21 protein-coding genes are annotated in these 17,494 nt (G+C 69.7%); 8 read left to right on the top strand and 13 right to left on the bottom strand.

Annotation, left to right across the window (positions count from 1 at the left end; genetic code table 11):
• Positions 1–23: 23 nt before the first annotated feature.
• The 9 genes from ACFFGE_RS01740 to ACFFGE_RS01700 all read right to left on the bottom strand — a co-directional run bounded on the left by ACFFGE_RS01740 (position 24) and on the right by ACFFGE_RS01700 (position 8,323).
• Positions 24–395, bottom strand: a complete 372-nt coding sequence (locus ACFFGE_RS01740; RefSeq protein WP_376833704.1) for a DUF5615 family PIN-like protein — start codon at positions 393–395, stop codon at positions 24–26.
• Entirely contained in the window at positions 392–613 is a 222-nt protein-coding gene (locus ACFFGE_RS01735) for a DUF433 domain-containing protein (RefSeq protein WP_376833702.1), read from the bottom strand. Before ACFFGE_RS01735 ends, ACFFGE_RS01740 begins: the two co-directional genes overlap by 4 nt.
• A 12-nt stretch (positions 614–625) precedes the next feature.
• A complete protein-coding gene (locus ACFFGE_RS01730; protein WP_376833700.1) occupies positions 626–1,642 on the bottom strand; it encodes a threonine aldolase family protein in 1,017 nt (338 codons plus the stop codon).
• A gap of 3 nt (positions 1,643–1,645) precedes the next feature.
• A complete protein-coding gene (locus ACFFGE_RS01725; protein WP_376833698.1) occupies positions 1,646–2,560 on the bottom strand; it encodes a mechanosensitive ion channel family protein in 915 nt (304 codons plus the stop codon).
• Between the two features lie 39 nt (positions 2,561–2,599).
• Complete coding sequence (locus ACFFGE_RS01720; protein WP_376833696.1) at positions 2,600–4,288, bottom strand: cisplatin damage response ATP-dependent DNA ligase; 1,689 nt, start codon at positions 4,286–4,288, stop codon at positions 2,600–2,602.
• Positions 4,288–5,454: a chromate efflux transporter gene (gene chrA, locus ACFFGE_RS01715; protein ID WP_376833694.1), complete on the bottom strand. Its 1,167-nt coding sequence runs from the start codon at positions 5,452–5,454 to the stop codon at positions 4,288–4,290. Before chrA ends, ACFFGE_RS01720 begins: the two co-directional genes overlap by 1 nt.
• Positions 5,455–5,555: 101 nt before the next feature.
• On the bottom strand, positions 5,556–6,029 hold the full coding sequence (locus ACFFGE_RS01710) for an RcnB family protein (RefSeq protein ID WP_376833692.1): 474 nt from the start codon (positions 6,027–6,029) through the stop codon (positions 5,556–5,558).
• A gap of 91 nt (positions 6,030–6,120) precedes the next feature.
• Positions 6,121–7,932 (bottom strand): ATP-binding protein, encoded by a 1,812-nt coding sequence (locus ACFFGE_RS01705; RefSeq protein WP_376833690.1) that lies wholly within the window; start codon positions 7,930–7,932, stop codon positions 6,121–6,123.
• Between the two features lie 94 nt (positions 7,933–8,026).
• Entirely contained in the window at positions 8,027–8,323 is a 297-nt protein-coding gene (locus tag ACFFGE_RS01700) for a BolA family protein (protein ID WP_376833688.1), read from the bottom strand.
• Positions 8,324–8,368: 45 nt separating this feature from the next.
• Between ACFFGE_RS01700 and ACFFGE_RS01695 the strand changes: the two genes are divergently transcribed.
• Genes ACFFGE_RS01695 through cobS form a run of 4 tightly spaced genes read left to right on the top strand, consistent with a single transcriptional unit; the run spans position 8,369 to position 11,046 of the window.
• A complete protein-coding gene (locus ACFFGE_RS01695) occupies positions 8,369–9,037 on the top strand; it encodes a J domain-containing protein (protein ID WP_376833686.1) in 669 nt (222 codons plus the stop codon).
• 46 nt (positions 9,038–9,083) lie between these two features.
• Entirely contained in the window at positions 9,084–9,515 is a 432-nt protein-coding gene (locus tag ACFFGE_RS01690; protein WP_376833684.1) for a hypothetical protein, read from the top strand.
• A 42-nt stretch (positions 9,516–9,557) separates the two neighbouring features.
• Positions 9,558–9,986 (top strand): organic hydroperoxide resistance protein, encoded by a 429-nt coding sequence (locus ACFFGE_RS01685; protein WP_376833682.1) that lies wholly within the window; start codon positions 9,558–9,560, stop codon positions 9,984–9,986.
• Positions 9,987–10,041: 55 nt separating this feature from the next.
• Positions 10,042–11,046 (top strand): cobaltochelatase subunit CobS, encoded by a 1,005-nt coding sequence (gene cobS / locus ACFFGE_RS01680; RefSeq protein ID WP_376833680.1) that lies wholly within the window; start codon positions 10,042–10,044, stop codon positions 11,044–11,046.
• Between the two features lie 3 nt (positions 11,047–11,049).
• On the opposite strand, the gene thiS is transcribed toward cobS, so the two are convergent.
• On the bottom strand, positions 11,050–11,247 hold the full coding sequence (gene thiS / locus ACFFGE_RS01675) for a sulfur carrier protein ThiS (RefSeq protein WP_376833678.1): 198 nt from the start codon (positions 11,245–11,247) through the stop codon (positions 11,050–11,052).
• Positions 11,248–11,334: 87 nt separating this feature from the next.
• Between thiS and aroQ the strand changes: the two genes are divergently transcribed.
• From aroQ to accC, 3 genes are read left to right on the top strand one after another with little or no spacing between them, the layout of a single operon-like run.
• Positions 11,335–11,790: a type II 3-dehydroquinate dehydratase gene (gene aroQ, locus ACFFGE_RS01670; protein ID WP_376833676.1), complete on the top strand. Its 456-nt coding sequence runs from the start codon at positions 11,335–11,337 to the stop codon at positions 11,788–11,790.
• 17 nt (positions 11,791–11,807) lie between these two features.
• On the top strand, positions 11,808–12,308 hold the full coding sequence (gene accB, locus ACFFGE_RS01665) for an acetyl-CoA carboxylase biotin carboxyl carrier protein (RefSeq protein WP_376833674.1): 501 nt from the start codon (positions 11,808–11,810) through the stop codon (positions 12,306–12,308).
• A 3-nt stretch (positions 12,309–12,311) separates the two neighbouring features.
• Entirely contained in the window at positions 12,312–13,661 is a 1,350-nt protein-coding gene (gene accC / locus ACFFGE_RS01660) for an acetyl-CoA carboxylase biotin carboxylase subunit (protein WP_376833672.1), read from the top strand.
• A gap of 84 nt (positions 13,662–13,745) precedes the next feature.
• On the opposite strand, the gene rpsI is transcribed toward accC, so the two are convergent.
• Both rpsI and rplM read right to left on the bottom strand, forming a co-directional pair.
• Positions 13,746–14,243 carry a 30S ribosomal protein S9 gene (gene rpsI / locus ACFFGE_RS01655; RefSeq protein ID WP_376833670.1) on the bottom strand — a complete coding sequence of 166 codons (498 nt, stop codon included), beginning with the start codon at positions 14,241–14,243 and terminating at the stop codon, positions 13,746–13,748.
• Positions 14,244–14,245: 2 nt separating this feature from the next.
• Positions 14,246–14,719, bottom strand: coding sequence for a 50S ribosomal protein L13 (gene rplM, locus ACFFGE_RS01650; protein WP_376835176.1), 474 nt, complete (start codon positions 14,717–14,719; stop codon positions 14,246–14,248).
• A gap of 274 nt (positions 14,720–14,993) precedes the next feature.
• Here rplM and ACFFGE_RS01645 point away from each other — a divergent pair, with 274 nt between their 5' ends.
• Positions 14,994–16,376, top strand: coding sequence for an alkaline phosphatase PhoX (locus ACFFGE_RS01645; protein WP_376833668.1), 1,383 nt, complete (start codon positions 14,994–14,996; stop codon positions 16,374–16,376).
• Here ACFFGE_RS01645 and ACFFGE_RS01640 read toward each other — a convergent pair.
• Positions 16,345–17,445 carry a COX15/CtaA family protein gene (locus ACFFGE_RS01640; RefSeq protein ID WP_376833666.1) on the bottom strand — a complete coding sequence of 367 codons (1,101 nt, stop codon included), beginning with the start codon at positions 17,443–17,445 and terminating at the stop codon, positions 16,345–16,347. The genes ACFFGE_RS01645 and ACFFGE_RS01640 overlap by 32 nt on opposite strands.
• Positions 17,446–17,494 lie beyond the last annotated feature (49 nt).

Raw genomic sequence — 17,494 nt, 5'->3', positions numbered from 1 at the left:
ATGGACGTGATATGCGCGCGATCTCAGAGAGCGCCAGCCTGAATAGGCCGCGTTCGTACTCTTTCTTGCTCCAGCACGATCAACTGAGCCTCGGCCTTCTCAAGCACACTGTCGATACGCAGGGCGAGCGCCCGGGCTGGGGCGCCCTCCAAGGCCAGGTTCGCGCCCAGAAGGATCAGCCCGACGAATGGGGCGGCGCCCCGCACCGCCAGTTCCGCGAAGTCGTAGTCGGCGCTGATAACGATCCGTCGGTCGTCAAACGCGGCCTCGGCGTGCTCGGTGTCGCTCAAGCCCGGCCCGACCTCGGTAGCCCAGATAACGTCGTGGCCAAGTCGCCGAAGCTCCAGGACGAGGCCGCGTGCGCAGCACTCGTCCGCGTAGAGCCGGTGGATCACGCCGCGACCAGACCTTCCTGCCTCAGGTAGTCCGCGGCGTAAGCCATCGCCGCCAGCACGTCATCGCGCGAAACCTGGGGGTACTCTTCGACGATCAGCTCGACCGACGCGCCTCGCGAAAGGGCGCGAAGGATAAGCTCGACCGTGATCCGCGTCCCCTTGATGCAGGGCTTGCCGACCATGACGTCCGGGTCACGGGAGATGCGCGGGTGTTCCATGCGCTCAGACTATCACGAAAGGGCGGCCACCGCGTCGATCAGTTCATCGACCGCCTCTTCGGTCGTCGCCCAGGAACAGACGAAGCGCACCGAGCCGTCGTCGAAGCGGTAGCAGGCCCAGCCGGCGTCGTTCAGGGCCTGATGGGCACGCGCCGGCATGCGCACGAACACGGCGTTGGCCTCGACCGGGTGGGCCAGGATGAAGGGGCTGCGCGTGGCGACGCCCGCCGCCAGCCGCTGAGCCATCAGATTGGCGTGGGCCGCGCCGCCTTCCCATTCGCCGCTCTCAAGCAGCCCGAGCAGGGGCGCGGCGAGGAACCGGGCCTTGGACGCGGTCTGACCCGCCTGTTTCAGGCGGTTGTCCAGCCGCCGGACCAGGCTCTTGTCGAACAGCACCAGCGCCTCGGTGCATAGACCGCCCGCCTTGGCCCCGCCCAGCACCAGCACGTCCACGCCCAGCCGCGCGATATCCTTCAGGTCGAAGCCCGCCGCCGCCGCATTGGCCAGCCGAGCGCCGTCCAGATGCACGCCGTACCCACGCGCCTTCACCGGTTCGATCAGGTGGCGCAGCTCCTCGGCGGTGTAGACGGCGCCGTACTCCGTCGACTGGGTGAGGCTCAGCGCCGCCGGCGGCTGGCGATGGCCGACCTCGGGCTCTTCGAGAACGGCCGCGAGCGCCCTGGGGTCGATCTTGCCGGAGAAGCCCGGCAGGCCGATCAGGCCGAGCCCCTGACCGAAGAAGCCGGGCGCGCCGGTCTCGTCGGTGCAGACGTGCGCCGCCTGGTGCGCCAGCACCGCCTCGAACGGCCAGGCCAGCATCGACAGGGCGATGGCGTTGGCCGCCGTGCCGGAGAAGACGAACCGCACCTCGGCGTCCGCATCGAGCCGTTCGCGGATCAGTTCGGCCGCGCGGGCCGTGACGTCGTCGGCCCCGTAGGCGCGCATGAAGCCGGCGTTCGCGGCGTTCAGGGCCCGCAGCGCGCTGGGCGCCATGCCGGCGGTGTTGTCGGAGCCGAAATCGTAGCGCATGGCTCAGGCCCTCCTCGCCGGGTCCACCGGCGCGACCGGAAACGGCGCGTCGTCGTAAGGCACCGCCACCTGGTGCGGGAACGGGATCTCGATGCCGGCGGCGTCCAGCGCCTCCTTGCCGGACTGCATCAGGTCCGCCTGGGTCTGCCACCAGTCGTCGGACTTGACCCAGGCGTGCAGTGTGATCTGCACCGCGCTGTCCAGCAGCCCGGTCACGCCGGTCCAGGGCGCGGGGTCGGGCAGAACCTTCTCATGCGCCTCGGCCGTGGCCCTCAGAACCTCGCGCGCCGCGTTCAGGTCTTCGCCGTAGCCCACGGTGAAGTTGATCTCCACGCGACGCGTCCTCTGACCGGACAGATTGACGATGACGTCGCCCAGGACCTGGGCGTTCGGCACCACGATCTTGTGGTTGTTCGCGTTGGACAGCTGGGTGGTGAACAGGTCCAGGCGCTGGACGGAGCCCGCGACATTGTTGATCTGGATGACGTCGCCGACCCGATAGGGACGGAGCACCAGCAGCAGCACGCCCGCCGCCACGTTGGACAGCGTCCCCTGGAGCGCCAGGCCGACCGCCAGAGACGCCGCGCCCAGGACGGCGATGATGGAGGTCGTCTGAACCCCCAGCCGCTGCAGCACCGCGATCAGGCCGATGATGACCACGCCGACGCGCACCACCTGCACCACGAAGCTGAGGACCGTCTGGTCGTGGCGGAAGCCCCGGACCCGCGACAGGCCGCGCCGGGCCGCGCGGCCCGCCCATTTCGACGCCACGATGGTCGCGACCAGGATCAGCGCGGCGATCAACAGGTTGACGGCGAAGTCGCCGGCCATCTGGGTCAGCTTGGCGATCATGGCCGCGTCGATGGCGGCGGCGCGCTCTCCGGCGGCCAGGGCTTCGGTCAGGACAGGCAGGGACATGGGGCGGGTCTAACGCCTGACGCGGAGATGTGAACCCCTTTAGGCCGCCCCGGCGATGCGCCCGCCGCCGCGCTCGATGGCGTCCAGCAGGTCCAGGACGTCGTCGAGCGTATTGGCCTCGCGCGCCGGCTTGTCCCAGCGGATGCGGCTGACCCGGGGAAAGCGCATGGCGACGCCGGACTTGTGCCGGGGCGACCGCTGCAGGCCCTCGAAGGCGATCTCCAGCACCAGGCCGAAGTCGCGCTCGGCCCTGATCGACCGGACGGGGCCGAAGCGCTCCACGGTGTGATCGCGCACGAACTTGTCCAGCTGCTTCAGCTCGGCGTCGGTGAAGCCGAAATAGGCCTTTCCCACCGGCGTCAGCGCGCCGTCCTCGGTCCAGACGCCGAAGGTGTAGTCCGAGTAGAAGCTCGATCGCTTTCCGTGCCCGCGCTGGGCGTACATCAGGACCGCGTCGATGACGTGAGGGTCGCGCTTCCACTTGAACCACGGGCCCTTCGGGCGGCCGGCGACGTAGGTGGAGTCCCACCGTTTCAGCATCAGGCCCTCGGCCGCCGCCCCGACCGGAGGATCGGCGCGCAGCCTGGCCAGTTCCTCCCAGTCGCCGTAATCGACGACGGGCGAGAGCTTCAGCCGGTCCCCCGGATGGGCGGCGACCAGCCGCTCCAGCGCCGTCCGCCGCTCGGCCAGCGGACGGCCGCGCAGATCCTCGCCCTCAAGAGCCAGCAGATCATAGGCGATGATTCCGGCCGGGCTGGCCGACATCAGCCTGGGATCGGCGACCTTGCGGTTCAGACGGGTCTGAAGCTCGGCGAAGGGCGCGACCTCGCCGTTCTTGAGGATCACCAGCTCTCCGTCGATGGCGCCCTCGAACCGCAGCGCGGCCATGACGTCCGGAAAGGCGGCGGAGATCTCGTCGCCGGTGCGGGAATAGAGGCGCTCCACCCCCGCTTCACGCACCGCCTGGACGCGGATGCCGTCCCACTTCCACTCCGCCGCGTAGTCCGTCGGCGCCAGCCGTTCGAAGTCCACCGCCTCGTCGAGCGCGACCGCGAGCATGACCGGTCGGAAACGGCCCGGGGCGTTGGTGGACGGACGCTCGCCGCGGCCCTCCAGCCAGGCGAACAGATCGGCGTAAGGCGCCTCGAGCGCGTGCCAGATCTCCTCGATCTCGGAAACGTCGATCGGCTCAAGCGAACGGGTCGCCTCATGGCGGTGCGGGTCGGGCGGCTCGATCACATGCGCCGGCCGCACCATGGCGGCCGCCGTCTTGGCCAGCCGGGCCGACAGGCCGACGCGCAGGGCGCCGGTCATCAGCTTCAGCAACGCCCATCGGCCGCGGGGCTCCAGCGCGTCGAGCCAACCCTCGATGAGTCCCCTCACCTCGCCCCGGCCGGCGGCGCGCAGCGCCTCCACGACCTCGGACAGTTCGGGTTCCCGGTTGGGGCGGGTCTCCGACGCCGGCCAGATGAGCGCGACGGTCTCCGCCAGGTCGCCGACATAGTCGTAGGACCAGCCGAACAGCACCGGGTCGACGCGGGACTCGACCGCCTGGCGGATCATGGCGGGCTTGGCGGCGTGGAAAGTCAGGTCGCCCGTCAGCGCCGCGAGCGCCCAGCCGCGATCCGGGTCCGGCGCGGTCCTGAGATAATCGCGCACCAGCACCAGCTTGGCGTTCCGCGACGCCGTCAGCGACAGCCGGTCCAGCAGCTCGGCGAAGGCCCGCATCAGCCTGTGACCAACCCCGCCAGGGCCGCGACGGCGACCACCAGCGGCGTCGGCAGCTTGAACACCGTCAGCATCAGCAGCGCCCCCAGGGCGATCAGGCTCGTCGCCGGTGTGCTCAACGCCTCAGGGGCGACCGTGTTCAGAAAGGCCGCGAGCAGAAGCCCCGTCGCCGCCGCTCCGGCCAGCGCCAACGCTCCGCGCAGGCGGGCCCGGCGACGCAGCCGCGGCCACAGCGGTTCGAGCCCCAGGATCAGCAGGGCGCCCGGCAGGAAGATCGCCAGCAGCGTCAGAACGCCCATGCCGAGCCCGCCCTGGGTCGCGCCGAGGTAGGCGCCGAACGCGAAGAGCGGCCCCGGCAGGGCCTGCGCCGCGCCATACCCCGCCAGGAAGGCCTCCCGCTCCACCCAGCCGCGGCCGACGAACTCGCCCTCCAGCAATGGAAGCACGGCGTGGCCTCCGCCGAACACCAGCGCCCCGGCTCCGTAAGCCGAGGCCGGGGGCGACGGCGGCGCCATGACGGCGAGCGCCAACAGTCCGATGGCGGCGATGATGAGGCCCGCGCCGAGCAGCAGATCGCCGCGCGAGACCGCGCCGGCGACGTCAGGCCGCGCCGTCGCGATCGATACGGGAGGAACGACGGCCCCCATGACCAGCGCCACGCTGAGAATCCACAGCTGGCCCGCCGCCCCGTAGCCGAGCGCCGCGAAGGCCGCGACGATGAGCACGAGGACCCGTTGCATGTCCGGGGCGGTCTGGCGCGCCATCTGCACGACGGCGACTAGGACGATCGCGCCGGCGGCCGCCTTCAGCCCGCCCAGCCAGCCGCCGCCCAGCACGCCCGCCAGCCACGGGGCCGCAAAGGCGAAAAGCAGCATCAGGATAGCCGACGGCGTCGTGAAACCGATGAAGGCCGCCAGGGCGCCTCGCCAGCCCGCCAGCCGCCATCCGATCGCCAATCCCGCCTGGCTGGAGCTCGGGCCCGGCAGAGCCTGGCTGACCGCCACGATCTCCGCGAACGCCTCGGGAGAGATCCAGCGCCTGCGCTCGACGAACTCGCGGTGAAAGTAGCCCAGGTGCGCGAGGGGGCCGCCGAACGACGTCAGCCCCAGGGTGAGGAACGTCCGCCCCACCTCGATCCAACCGGGCCGCTCCATCGTCACGCTCATGGCCCGAGCTATAGAAGGGCCGCGCGCGCAGGCAAACGCCCCGGAGACGGACCTCCGGGGCGCCGATGGTCGCGGCCGGACATAGGCCGCGACGGCCCGCCTCAGTTGAACAGGCCCGCGATCACCGCGGTGATCACGCCCGTCGCCACGGCGGCGAGCACCACGTCATCGCCCGTCCGGACATAGTGGTAGCCGCGGGGCGGGGCCCTGAGGCCGTAGCGGTTGTAGTCGTAGACCACGTACTGACGGCCGCGATAGGCGGGCGGCAGGGCCTGGCCATAGCCCCAGCTGCGGGCATAGTAGCCGCGCGGCGGGACATAGCGGGGGGCCGAGTAGCGCCGCTGGGCGCGCTGCCAGCGTTCGTACTGGCGGACCTCCTGGCGGAACTCGCGCCGGTCCTGGCGCTGGTCCTGACGGAACTCGCGCCGATCCTGACGGAGCTCGCGACGATCCTCACGCTGATCCTGGCGCCACTCGCGGGCGTCGCGGCGCGACTGGGCCTCGGCGGCGCCAGCCACGCCCACGGTCCCGAGGGCGAGGGTCGCGGCCAGGGCGGCGGTTGCGAACTTGTTCATGGCGGTCCTCCTTCGAACATCTGCCGATGCTAAGGAGAATGACGCCGCGGCCCTGACCTCGACCTGAACCGGGCGGGTCAGGCGGGGTTCATCAGGCCGCCATGCTCTCGCTCGATTCCGGGCCGGCGGCGCGGACCGCGTCGCGACCCCCGCCGACCTCGGTCATCAGGGCGGCCAGGGCGGCGAAGTCGATCGGCTTGTTCAGATAGGCGTCCGCCCCCGCCTCCAGCCCGGCCTCGTGATCCTCGTGCCGGGCCGACGCCGACAGCACGACGATGGGCGTCTGGCGATTGACGCCCTGCCCGGCGCGGATCGCCCGCGTGGCGGACAGGCCGTCCATGACCGGCATGTTGACGTCCATGACGATCAGGTCGAAGGCCTGGTCCTGCGCCATGGCCACCGCGATCTCGCCGTTCTCGGCGGACGCCGTCGCGTGGCCCGCGGAGGCCATCCAGGCCTCGAGGATCATGCGGTTGACGGGGTGATCCTCGACCACCAGCACGTTCAGGGCGACGCCGTCGTGGGTGTCGGCGGTGATGGCCTCGACCGGGGCCAGTTGGGCCCAGGACACGACCTCGGCCTCGCAGGTGAAGGTGAAGGTCGAGCCCTGGCCGAAGGTGGAGGCTACGGTGATGTCCCCGCCCATGATCTGGGCCATGCGGCGGGCGATGGTCAGGCCCAGGCCGGTTCCGCCGAAGCGGCGGGTCGACGAGGCGTCCACCTGGGTGAACGGCTGGAACAGCCGGTCCAGATCCTCGGGCGAGATGCCGGACCCCGTGTCGTGCACCTCGAAGGCGAACCGGCAACGCCGCTCGCTCAGACGCTCGCCCCGGATGACGTAGCGCACCTCGCCCTGGTCGGTGAACTTCACGGCGTTGGACAGCAGGTTCTGGATGACCTGCGACACCCGCAGCGGGTCTCCGCGCACGATGTCGGGAACCTCGCCCTCCGTCTCCACCGAGAAGCGGATGCCCTTGGCCTCGGCCTGGGCGGTGTAGGCGGCGACGGCGCGCTGGATCAGCTGCTGCACGTCCACGTCGACGACCTCGAAGGTCATCTTGCCCGCCTCGATCTTGGTCATGTCGAGGATGTCGTTGAGCAGTCCCAGCAGGCCGTCGCCGGAGTTGCGGATGATCGACAGATACTCGCGCTGGGTGGCGTCCAGCTGCGTCGCGCTCATCAGCTGGGCGGCGCCCAACACGCCGTTCATCGGCGTGCGCAGCTCGTGGGAGATGACGCCGAGGAAGCTTGACTTGGCGGCGTTCGCGGCGTCCGCCTTGTCACGCGCCTGCTCCAGCTCGGCGATCAAATGGGACTGGTGCTCCTGGATGCTGCGGATCTTCTCCTCGCGCAGCATCGTCATGGTGACGAGAACGAACAGGCCCGAGGCGGTGAGCGGCATGACCGCCAGCAGCGGCCAGAAGTTCGCCGTGCCCCAGCTCGTGGCCAGCATGAAGCACGCCACGGCCGTGTAGGGGGCGGAGATGACCATCGCCTGCTTGGGCGAGCGCCGCAGCTGCGAGAACACCAGCACATAGCCGGAAATCAGCAGCGCCACGGCCAGGGCGTGACCGAACGGATGGGGCGCGAACCAGGCCAGCAGCGGCGCCACCGCCCAGGCCGCCGTGGTCAGCGTCGCCACGGCCGGGAACACGAAGCCCCAGCCTTCGCCGACCCGCTCTATGACGTGGCGCTCGACGGCCCCGCGCAGCATGCCGGCCGCCATCGTGCCGACGAACCAGACGGCGCCGGCCAGGGGGCCGACCGTGCCGATCAGGCCCAGGGCCCAGGTGGCGATGATGAGATAGCGCAGGTACTGGGTCTGCAGGATGGCCGTCAGAGCCTGAGCCGCCTCGCTTGCGCGCTCGCCGACCTGTGACGCCGCGCCTTCGGATCCGACCATGCCCCACTTGCCTCCCAGCCCAGTGACCGGCGAACGCTAGGGTCAATCACCTAAGACAGGATGAACGGCGGTTTCTCCGATCGCGGAAGAGGGTTCAGCCGGCCTCTTGCGGCGTGCGGGCCTGGATCGACAGGGCATGGAGGGGACCGGACAGCTCTTCGCGAAGCGCCGCGTTTATGCGGCGCTGCCGTTCCAGGCGCGATACGCCTTCGAAGGCCGAGGCGACGATCAGAAGGTTGAAGTGGCTCTCGCCGCCCGGTCTGGCGTCGATCCCGCCCTCATGATGGTGGCCCGCGTGTTTCCAGCTGTCGTCGACGAGCTCCAGCCGTTCCGGCGCGAAGGCCTCGGTCAATTTCCGGTGGATCGCCTGCGCGACAGGGCCTTGCGGCATCTCGGCTTCCTTGAAGAGGACCAAATCAGCCCTACACTTCGTGCGATGCCCGCCGCCTTTCAATACAAGCCCCGCTTCACCGACATCCGCGTGAAGCCGCCGAAGCCCGAAGAGGAGGCGGCGGACGCCGACGTCACGCGCCTGAAGCCCGGCGAGGTCCGCTGCGAATGGCCCGACTGCGTCAGGGCGGCGAACGCCAAGGCGCCGAAGTCGCGCGAGCGGCTGAACGACTACTACCGGTTCTGCCAGCCGCACGCGGCCGAGTACAACAAGGGCTGGAACTTCTACGCCGGCATGAGCGAGGGCGAGGTCCGCGCCGCCCAGGAGAACGAGGCCATGACGGGGGGGCGCCCGACCTGGGAGATGAAGGCCGGCAAGCTTAGCCGCGAGGCCGCCGCCTTCGCCGCCAAGATGGGCTCGGGCGCCAACAGCGGCGCGGGCTCGTGGCGCGACAGCTTCGGCCTGTTCGGCCGCAAGGGGGCCTACGAAGCTCCCAAGGAGGACGCCTGGGCCCGCCTGGGGCGCTTGGAGCGCCAGGCGCTGGCGGATCTGGATCTGGACGCCGGGGCCGACAAGGCCGCGGTGAAGCGGCGCTATCACGAGATGCTGAAGCGCTTCCACCCCGACACCAACGGCGGCGACCGCACCGCCGAGGCCAAGCTCCAGCGCGTCATCAAGGCCTGGAAGACCCTGAAGAGGGCGGGGATGGCGTAAGCGCGTCGGGCGCCGCAGGATGGCGTTCCAAACCCCGGAGAGCCCCATGCGACCCTGGCCGCCCGTCGTCCTGCCGCTGGCGCTCGCCGCCTGCGCGACCGGACCTCAGATCACGACGTCGGCGGACTACGCGCCCGTCCGGCTGTCTGACGCGCCGCCCAACGCCGCGCTGTATGTGGGCTGCATCGGTCAGGCGATCGAGCGAGGCCGGGTGCGCCGCGCCTTCGACGACACGACCGAACTGCTGGTCTTCGCGTGCGACGGCGCGCCGGCTCGCGCCTTTTTCGACGCCCTGGGCCCGCGCAGCGCCCGTGTGGGGTCTGAGGTCGCGCTGGACGGCGCGGTCCTGCGCACCACCGAGCCGATCCGGCGCGACCTGTTCGGGGCCGATGGCTGTCGCGCGGCGGCGGACGGCGCGGTCACCTGCACGATCAGCCTGCGTACGGGCGACTTCCTGACGGAGACGCCTGGCGCCTGAGCCCGGAACGCCCATCTTCAGGCGGCATCACGGAGGATCATCATGGACGTTCTGTACCGCGCCCACGCCACGGCCTCGGGCGGAGGCCGCGCCGGCGGTCGCTCGCACACCGACGACGGCAAGATCGACGTCACCCTGTCGGTGCCCAAGGCCATGGGCGGCGACGACGGCCCGGGCACCAACCCGGAACAGCTGTTCGCCACCGGTTATGCGGCCTGCTACCTCGGCGCGCTGCGTCTGGTGTCGGGCAAGGCGGGCACGCCGGTCGGCCCGGACACCAAGGTGCACTCCACCGTCGGGTTTGGCCCCAACACCCGCGGCGAGGGCTTCAACCTCGACATCGAGCTGAAGATCACCGACCACGGCCTGGACCAGGCGACCATCGACGACCTGATCCACAAGGCGCACCAGGTCTGCCCGTACTCGAACGCCACGCGCGGCAATGTCGACGTGCGGCTGAGCGCGGGCTGACGCCAAACGCCGCGCGCGTGTTGAGCCGCGCGCGGCGGCCCTCTAAGTGGGGCGCATGACCTCGCCCCTCGACGCCTCTCCCGACCCGCTGCTCACGCTTGAACCCCACCGCAAGGTGTCGATCCGCGAGATGTTCGGGGTCGATTCGGACATGCAAGTGCCCTGCTTCACCGAGCGGGACAGCCATGTGCCGGAGATCGACGAGGCCTATCGCTTCGACCCCCAGACGACGCTGAGCATCTGCGCCGGCTTCGCCCACGACCGTCGGGTGATGGTCCAGGGCTATCACGGCACGGGCAAGTCGACCCACATCGAGCAGGTGGCGGCGCGGCTGAACTGGCCGATGGTGCGGGTCAATCTGGACGCCCACGTCAGCCGGATCGACCTGGTCGGCAAGGACGCCATCGTCCTGAAGGACGGCAAGCAGGTCACCGAGTTCCGCGAGGGCATGCTGCCCTGGGCCCTGCAGCGGCCTATCGCCCTGGTGTTCGATGAATACGACGCCGGCCGTCCGGACGTGATGTTCGTGATCCAGCGCGTGCTGGAGGCGCAGGGGCGCCTGACCCTGCTGGACCAGAACCGGGTCATCCGGCCGAACAGGTGGTTCCGCCTGTTCGCCACCTCGAACACCATCGGCCTGGGCGACACCTCGGGGCTGTACCACGGCGCCCAGCAGATCAATCAGGCCCAGCTGGACCGCTGGAACATCGTCACCACGCTGAACTACCTGGATCACGACGTGGAGGCCGAGATCGTGCTGGCCAAGGCGCCGGAGTACGCCACCGCCGAGGGCAAGCGTCAGATCGCCGCCATGGTCCGCGTCGCCGACATGACGCGGAACGCCTTCATGAACGGGGACATCTCCACCGTCATGAGCCCCCGCACGGTCATCACCTGGGCCCAGAACGCCCTGATCTTCGGCGGCGACCTGGGGCTCGCCTTCCGCCTCAGCTTCCTGAACAAGTGCGACGAGCTGGAGCGCCCCCAGATCGCCGAGTTCTACCAGCGCGCCTTCGGCGAGGACCTGCCGGAAGCGGCGACGCGGGTGAAGGTGGGTTAGGCCTCACCCGCCGCCCACGAACTGCACGATCTCGATCCGGTCGCCGTCGGCCAGCGGTGTCTGGCCGTGCAGGCTGCGGGGCACGATCTCCAGATTGCGCTCGATGGCGACCTTCCTGGGGTCCAGACCCAGGGCTTCGACCAGGTCCGACAGCGTCGTCGCCTGGACCTCGCGCTGTTCGCCGTTGACGTGGATACGCATGACGCAACGTCACCTTCTTTAAGAACGCCGCTTTGACCGGCGGGGCGGGTCCGCTAAAAGGCCCGCCCGACTCGTCGGCTGGAGCCCATGTCCTCTTCCCCCGTCCTCTACGTCCTGAACGGCCCGAACCTCAACCTGCTGGGGACGCGGGAGCCGGACATCTATGGCCGTGAGACGCTGGCCGACGTCGAGGCCCTGTGCCGCGCCGCCGCCGAGGGGGCGGAGGTGGTGTTCCGCCAGTCCAACCTCGAGGGCGAGCTGATCGACTGGCTGCACGAGGCCCGCGACAAGGCCGACGCCGTCGTGCTGAACCCCGCCGGCTACGGCCACACCTCGGTGGCCTTGCATGACGCGATCAAGACGCTGACCATCCCGCTGGTGGAGTGCCACCTGTCGAACCCTGCGGCGCGCGAACCGTTCCGCCATCACTCCTACGTCTCGCCGGTCGCGGCGGGCGTGGTATCGGGCTTCGGCCCCTTCAGCTACGACCTGGCCGTCCGGGCGGCGCTGCGGCTCGCCCGCGCCCGCGCCCCACGGTCCTGAGGAGCTTTATCGACCCCATGTCCGACCCCAAGAAAGCCGACGCTTCCGACGCCGCCCTGGTCCGCCAGCTGGCCGACATCCTGCGCGAGACCGAGCTGACCGAGATCGAGGTCGAGCGCGGCGACCTGAAGATCAAGGTCAAGCGCGAGATCACCGTGGCCGCGGCGCCCGTGACCTACGCCGCCGCGCCCCAGCCGATGGCCGCGCCGCAAGCCGCGCCGGCTCCGGCCGCCGCCCCGGCCTCCATGCCCAGCGACCCGGCCACCATCGTGGCCAGGGCCGGCGAGGAGGTGAAGTCGCCCATGGTCGGCACCGCCTATCTGTCGCCCGCGCCAGGCGCGGACGCCTTCATCAAGCCCGGCGACAAGGTGAAGAAGGGCCAGACCCTGCTGATCGTCGAGGCCATGAAGACCATGAACCCGATCACCTCGCCCCGCGACGGCGTGGTGTCCGAGATCCTGGTCGGCGACGCCCAGCCGGTCGAGTTCGGCGAACCCCTGATCCTGCTCGAGGCCTGATCAGTGTTCACCAAGGTCCTGATCGCCAACCGGGGCGAGATCGCGCTGCGTATCCACCGGGCGTGCAAGGAGATGGGCATCTCCACTGTCGCCGTGCACTCCGAGGCCGACCGGGGCGCCATGTGGGTGCGCCTGGCCGACGAGAGCGTCTGCATCGGCCCGGCGCAGGCGGCGAAGTCCTATCTGAACATCCCCTCGATCATCGCCGCGGCCGAGATCACCGGCGCCCAGGCCATCCACCCCGGCTACGGCTTCCTGTCGGAGAACGCCCGGTTCGCTGAGATCGTGGAAGCTCACGGGATGACCTTCATCGGTCCGCGCCCCGAGCACATCCGCATCATGGGCGACAAGATCACCGCCAAGCAGACGGCGAAGGACTCCGGCATCCCGGTCGTCCCCGGCTCCGACGGCGAGGTCGAAACGGTCGAGGCGGCGATCAAGGCGTCCAAGGCCATCGGCTTCCCCCTGATCGTCAAGGCGGCCGCCGGCGGCGGCGGGCGCGGCATGAAGGTGGCCCTGACGCCCGAGAACCTGACCGAGGCGGTCCAGACCGCCCAGTCCGAGGCCCAGGCCGCCTTCGGCAACGGCGCGGTCTATATGGAGCGCTACCTCCAGAAGCCGCGCCACATCGAGATCCAGGTCATCGCCGACAGCCACGGCAACGTCGTGCACCTGGGTGAACGGGACTGCTCGCTGCAGCGCCGCCACCAGAAGGTGCTGGAGGAGGCCCCCTCCCCGGCGCTCGACGCCGCCGGTCGCGAGAAGATCGGCCGGACCGTCACCGAGGCGATCCGCAAGATCGGCTATCTGGGCGTCGGCACCATCGAATTCCTGTGGGAGGACGGCGAGTTCTTCTTCATCGAGATGAACACGCGGCTTCAGGTCGAGCATCCGGTCACAGAGATGATCACCGGCGTGGACCTGGTGCGCGAACAGATCCGCATCGCGGCGGGCCTGCCCCTGTCCTTCACCCAGGAGGACGTGGTGTTCGAGGGCCACGCCATCGAGTGCCGCATCAACGCCGAGAACCCCGAGACCTTCACCCCCTCGCCGGGCAAGGTGAACGACTTCCACGCGCCGGGCGGTCTGGGTGTGCGGCTGGATAGCGCCATCTACGCGGGCTATTCGATCCCGCCCTACTACGACAGCCTGATCGGCAAGCTGATCGTCCACGGCCGCGACCGGGAGGAGTGCCTGGCGCGCCTGAAGCGGTCCCTGGGCGAGATGGTCGTCGGCGGCGTCGACACGACAATCCCCCTGTTCCAGAAGCTGCTCGCCGAGCCGGACATCCTGTCGGGCGACTACGACATCCACTGGCTTGAGAAGTGGGCCAAGGCGCGCGCCGGCGGCTGATCCGGCCCAGGCGTATGCGCGAATGAAAAGGGCGCTTCGGGTCTCCCCGAAGCGCCCTTCGCATGTGGGATCGATGAACCGCCCTTAGCGCTTCGAGAACTGGAAGCTGCGGCGGGCCTTGGCGCGGCCATACTTCTTGCGCTCGACGACGCGGCTGTCGCGGGTCAGGAAGCCGTGCGGCTTCAGAACCTTGCGCAGTTCCGGCTCGTAGTGGGTGAGCGCGTGCGACAGGCCGTGGCGGATGGCGCCGGCCTGGCCCGACAGGCCCGAGCCCTCGACGGTGCAGATCACGTCGTACTGCGTGGCGCGGTCGGCGACGTTCAGCGGCTGGGCCACCATCATCTGCAGCACCGGACGGGCGAAGTAGGCGGCCACGTCCTTGCCGTTGACGGTGATCTTGCCGGACCCGCGCTTCACCCACACGCGGGCGATGGCGTTCTTGCGCTTGCCGGTCGAATAGGCGCGGCCGAGCGCGTCGATCTGCGGCTCGCGGGGCGCCGACTCCTCGGCGGCGACCGTGCCCAGGCCCTTCAGGGCGTCGAAGCCGGTCGCAGTGGTTTCAGTGTTGGTCACGTCGGTCATGCTCAGACGCTCCGGGTGTTCTTGGGCGAGGCCGACTTGAAGTCGATCGTCTCGGGCGACTGGGCTTCGTGCGGATGCGCGGCGCCGGTGTAGAGGCGCAGGTGCGTCATCTGCTTGCGGGCCAGGGGCGATTCCTTCGGCAGCATGCGCTCGACCGCCTTTTCGAGCACGCGCTCGGGGAAGCGGCCGTTCAGCTGCTTGCCGGCGGTCACCTCCTTGATGCCGCCCGGGTGGCCGGTGTGGCGGTAGTAGACCTTGTCGGTCAGCTTCTTGCCGGTGAACACGACCTTGTCGACGTTGGTCACGACGACGTAGTCGCCGCAGTCGACGTGCGGGGTGTAGTCGCTGCGGTGCTTGCCGCGCAGGCGATTGGCGATGAAGGTCGCGAGACGGCCCACGACGACGCCCTCGGCGTCGATGTGGATCCACTTCTTCTCGACCTCGGCCGGCTTCAGCGAAGCCGTGGTGGTCTTCAGCATGGGTTCGGGTCCTAGAGGCAGACGATCGGGCCCGCCGGGAGACCGGTCGAGCGGAAGCGGGGCGTGTAGAGGACGGGACGGAGGTGGTCAAGAGCCATTCGTGCGCCCATCACGGATCAACCCATTGACATCAAATGAGTTTTTGCGCACGGTATCAAAATACCATGCGCTTGGCTCGGCCCGCGCGACATTTCGGCCGCGGCAACGTCATGGATCGGTGATGAACCCGGCTCCTCCGCCGGGCATAAGCACCCGCGTCGGGAGAATCCTCATGCGCATCCAACGTCGCGAACTCATCCACGCCGGGGCGGCCGCCCTGGCCTTCACCGGCCTCGCCCGGAACGTCCACGCCCAGAGCGGCGAGACCTACGTCAACGAGGTGGATGGGTACGGTCCCCTGGTGCGTGACCCGAACGGCCTGCTCGACCTGCCGGAGGGCTTCACCTACCAGATCATCTCCCAGAGCGGCGACACGATGGACGACGGCCTGTTCGTCCCCGGCCAGCCGGACGGCATGGCCTGTTTCCCGCTGGAGGGCTCGCGCGTGGCCCTGGTGCGCAATCACGAGCTGCGCGGCCGCAGTTTCCTGCATCGGAACCTGGGGCCCGGCGGTCTGAACGAGGAGCGGCTCGGCCTGGTCGACGCCAGCCTCGCCTTCGGCACCTACAAGAACGGGCGTCCCCTGCCCGGCGGATGCACCACCCTGGTCTATGATCTGGCCACCCGCCAGACGGTCAGCGAGCGACTGACCCTGATCGGCACCTCGACCAACTGCTGCGGCGGCCCGACGCCTTGGGGCACCTGGCTGAGCTGCGAGGAGACCGACGAAACGCCCGAGAGCGCCGACGTCGCCCAGGCCCACGGCTGGGTGTTCGAGGTGCCGGCCACGGCAACCGGTCCGGTCCAGCCCGTGCCGCTGAAGGCCATGGGCCGGTTCGACCACGAGGCCGTCTGCGTGGATCCCCGCAACGGCGTGGTCTATCTGACCGAGGATCAGAACGACGGCCTGTTCTACCGCTTCATCCCGAACACGCCGGGCCGTCTGGCCGAGGGTGGCAAGCTGCAGGCCATGGCTCTGCGTGGCCGGGCCGGCGCCGACACCCGCAACCAGGATCAGCGCGCCTGGAACGTCGGCGACTGGGTCGAGGTCGACTGGATCGACCTGGAGGATGTCGAATCGCCCGCCGGCGACCTGCGCCAGCGGGGCCATGCCGCCGGCGCGGCGCTGGTCGCGCGCGGCGAAGGCATCTGGTGGGGAGACGACGAGGCCTATTTCACCGCCACCTCGGGCGGCCCGATCCGCCGGGGGCAGGTGCTGAGGCTGCAGCCCAACCTCGACGGCGGCCCTGACAGGCTTCAGCTGTTCGTCGAGAGCACGGACGAGAAGTCCGTCAACATGGCCGACAACATCACGGTCGCGCCGTGGGGTCACCTGATCCTGTGCGAGGACAACTATTCGGAGACCACGCGGAACCACCTCAAGGGCGTCACGCCGGACGGCAAGATCTATGTGATCGGGCGCAACGTCTTCACGGGCAACTCCGAGTTCGCGGGCGCCTGCTTCTCGCCGGACGGCGAGGTGCTGTTCGTCAACATCATATACCCGGGCATGACAATCGCGATCAGAGGCCCGTGGACCTCGGTCCGGACATGAACCGGCGGGGCTGAGACCGGCGAACCCCCCACAGGTTCGCCGTCGCCAGACCCATCAGGATCGCCGCCCCGCCCTGGTGCGCCACGCCCAGCCACAGCGGCACGGCGTGGATCAGGGTGAAGACGCCCAGGATCGCCTGCAGCCAGATCGCGCCCGCTAAGGCATAGGCGGTCGCGCCCGCGCCCTCCGCCAGCCGCCAGCGGTAGGCCTGGACCGCATAGACCGTGGCGAAGGCCAGCAGACCATAGCCCCACAGGCGGTGATTGAACTGCGTCAGGCCCTGGTCGTGCAGGAAAGCCAGCGCCCCCTGGCTCCAGTCGACCGGCGGAAACGCCTGTCCGTTCATCAGCGGCCAGTCGGTATAGACCATGCCCGCCTTGCCGCCGGCGACCAGCGCGCCCAGCAGGCACTGGACGAACACGGCCCCAAGCAGCAGCGCGGCGCCCCGCGACCAGCCGGCGGGCGACGCCGTCCGCTCCTCGCCGTGCCAGGCCTCCAGCGCCGTCCAGATCAGCAGGGCGAAGATCAGGAAGGCCAGTCCCAGATGCGTCGCCAACCGCTCCGGCGCGACCGAGACCCGCTCCGAAAGGCCGCTGGACACCATCCACCAGCCGATGAAGCCCTGGAGCCCGCCAAGCGCCAGCAGCAGGGTCGTGCGCCAGACCAGCCGGTCCGGCATGGCCCAGGCCCGCAGCCGCGAAGTCGCCGGCAGCGCCCGCAGCGCCATGAAAACCGCCCAGGGCAGGAAGAACGCCAGGCCGATGAAGCGACCCAGCTGCCGGTGGCCCCACTCCCACCAGAAGATGAACTTGAACTCGTCCAGCGACATGCCGGCGTTGACCTGCCGGTACTGGGGGATCGCGCGATACTTGTCGAAGGCCTCGGCCCAGTCCGCCGCGTTCAGCGGCGGGATCGCCCCCATGATCGGCCGCCACTCGGTGATCGACAGGCCCGATCCCGTCAGACGCGTCACCCCGCCGACCACCACCATGGCGAACACCAGGGCGGCGACGGCCAGCAGCCAGACGGCGACGGGCCGGGACCGGTCAGGGGCGGTGAAAACAGGCATTCGACGCTCGACACTGGGGTGAGTATGGTCCGTCGCGCGCGGCGACGCT

Origin of the sequence: Brevundimonas balnearis, assembly GCF_042434805.1 — a bacterium.
Classification (GTDB): domain Bacteria; phylum Pseudomonadota; class Alphaproteobacteria; order Caulobacterales; family Caulobacteraceae; genus Brevundimonas; species Brevundimonas balnearis.
The sequence above is the reverse complement of the archived record's forward strand: the minus strand, read 5'-3'. Positions and strand labels throughout refer to the sequence as shown.

Bases quoted from the DNA above. Each gene is read 5' to 3' on its own strand.
- ACFFGE_RS01735 (WP_376833702.1), bottom strand. From the start codon at position 613: ATGGAACACCCGCGCATCTCCCGTGACCCGGACGTCATGGTCGGCAAG.
- ACFFGE_RS01730 (WP_376833700.1), bottom strand. From the start codon at position 1,642: ATGCGCTACGATTTCGGCTCCGACAACACCGCCGGCATGGCGCCCAGC.
- ACFFGE_RS01725 (WP_376833698.1), bottom strand. From the start codon at position 2,560: ATGTCCCTGCCTGTCCTGACCGAAGCCCTGGCCGCCGGAGAGCGCGCC.
- ACFFGE_RS01720 (WP_376833696.1), bottom strand. From the start codon at position 4,288: ATGCGGGCCTTCGCCGAGCTGCTGGACCGGCTGTCGCTGACGGCGTCG.
- chrA (WP_376833694.1), bottom strand. From the start codon at position 5,454: ATGAGCGTGACGATGGAGCGGCCCGGTTGGATCGAGGTGGGGCGGACG.
- ACFFGE_RS01710 (WP_376833692.1), bottom strand. From the start codon at position 6,029: ATGAACAAGTTCGCAACCGCCGCCCTGGCCGCGACCCTCGCCCTCGGG.
- ACFFGE_RS01705 (WP_376833690.1), bottom strand. From the start codon at position 7,932: ATGGTCGGATCCGAAGGCGCGGCGTCACAGGTCGGCGAGCGCGCAAGC.
- ACFFGE_RS01700 (WP_376833688.1), bottom strand. From the start codon at position 8,323: ATGCCGCAAGGCCCTGTCGCGCAGGCGATCCACCGGAAATTGACCGAG.
- ACFFGE_RS01695 (WP_376833686.1), top strand. From the start codon at position 8,369: ATGCCCGCCGCCTTTCAATACAAGCCCCGCTTCACCGACATCCGCGTG.
- ACFFGE_RS01690 (WP_376833684.1), top strand. From the start codon at position 9,084: ATGCGACCCTGGCCGCCCGTCGTCCTGCCGCTGGCGCTCGCCGCCTGC.
- ACFFGE_RS01685 (WP_376833682.1), top strand. From the start codon at position 9,558: ATGGACGTTCTGTACCGCGCCCACGCCACGGCCTCGGGCGGAGGCCGC.
- cobS (WP_376833680.1), top strand. From the start codon at position 10,042: ATGACCTCGCCCCTCGACGCCTCTCCCGACCCGCTGCTCACGCTTGAA.
- thiS (WP_376833678.1), bottom strand. From the start codon at position 11,247: ATGCGTATCCACGTCAACGGCGAACAGCGCGAGGTCCAGGCGACGACG.
- aroQ (WP_376833676.1), top strand. From the start codon at position 11,335: ATGTCCTCTTCCCCCGTCCTCTACGTCCTGAACGGCCCGAACCTCAAC.
- accB (WP_376833674.1), top strand. From the start codon at position 11,808: ATGTCCGACCCCAAGAAAGCCGACGCTTCCGACGCCGCCCTGGTCCGC.
- rpsI (WP_376833670.1), bottom strand. From the start codon at position 14,243: ATGACCGACGTGACCAACACTGAAACCACTGCGACCGGCTTCGACGCC.
- ACFFGE_RS01645 (WP_376833668.1), top strand. From the start codon at position 14,994: ATGCGCATCCAACGTCGCGAACTCATCCACGCCGGGGCGGCCGCCCTG.
- ACFFGE_RS01640 (WP_376833666.1), bottom strand. From the start codon at position 17,445: ATGCCTGTTTTCACCGCCCCTGACCGGTCCCGGCCCGTCGCCGTCTGG.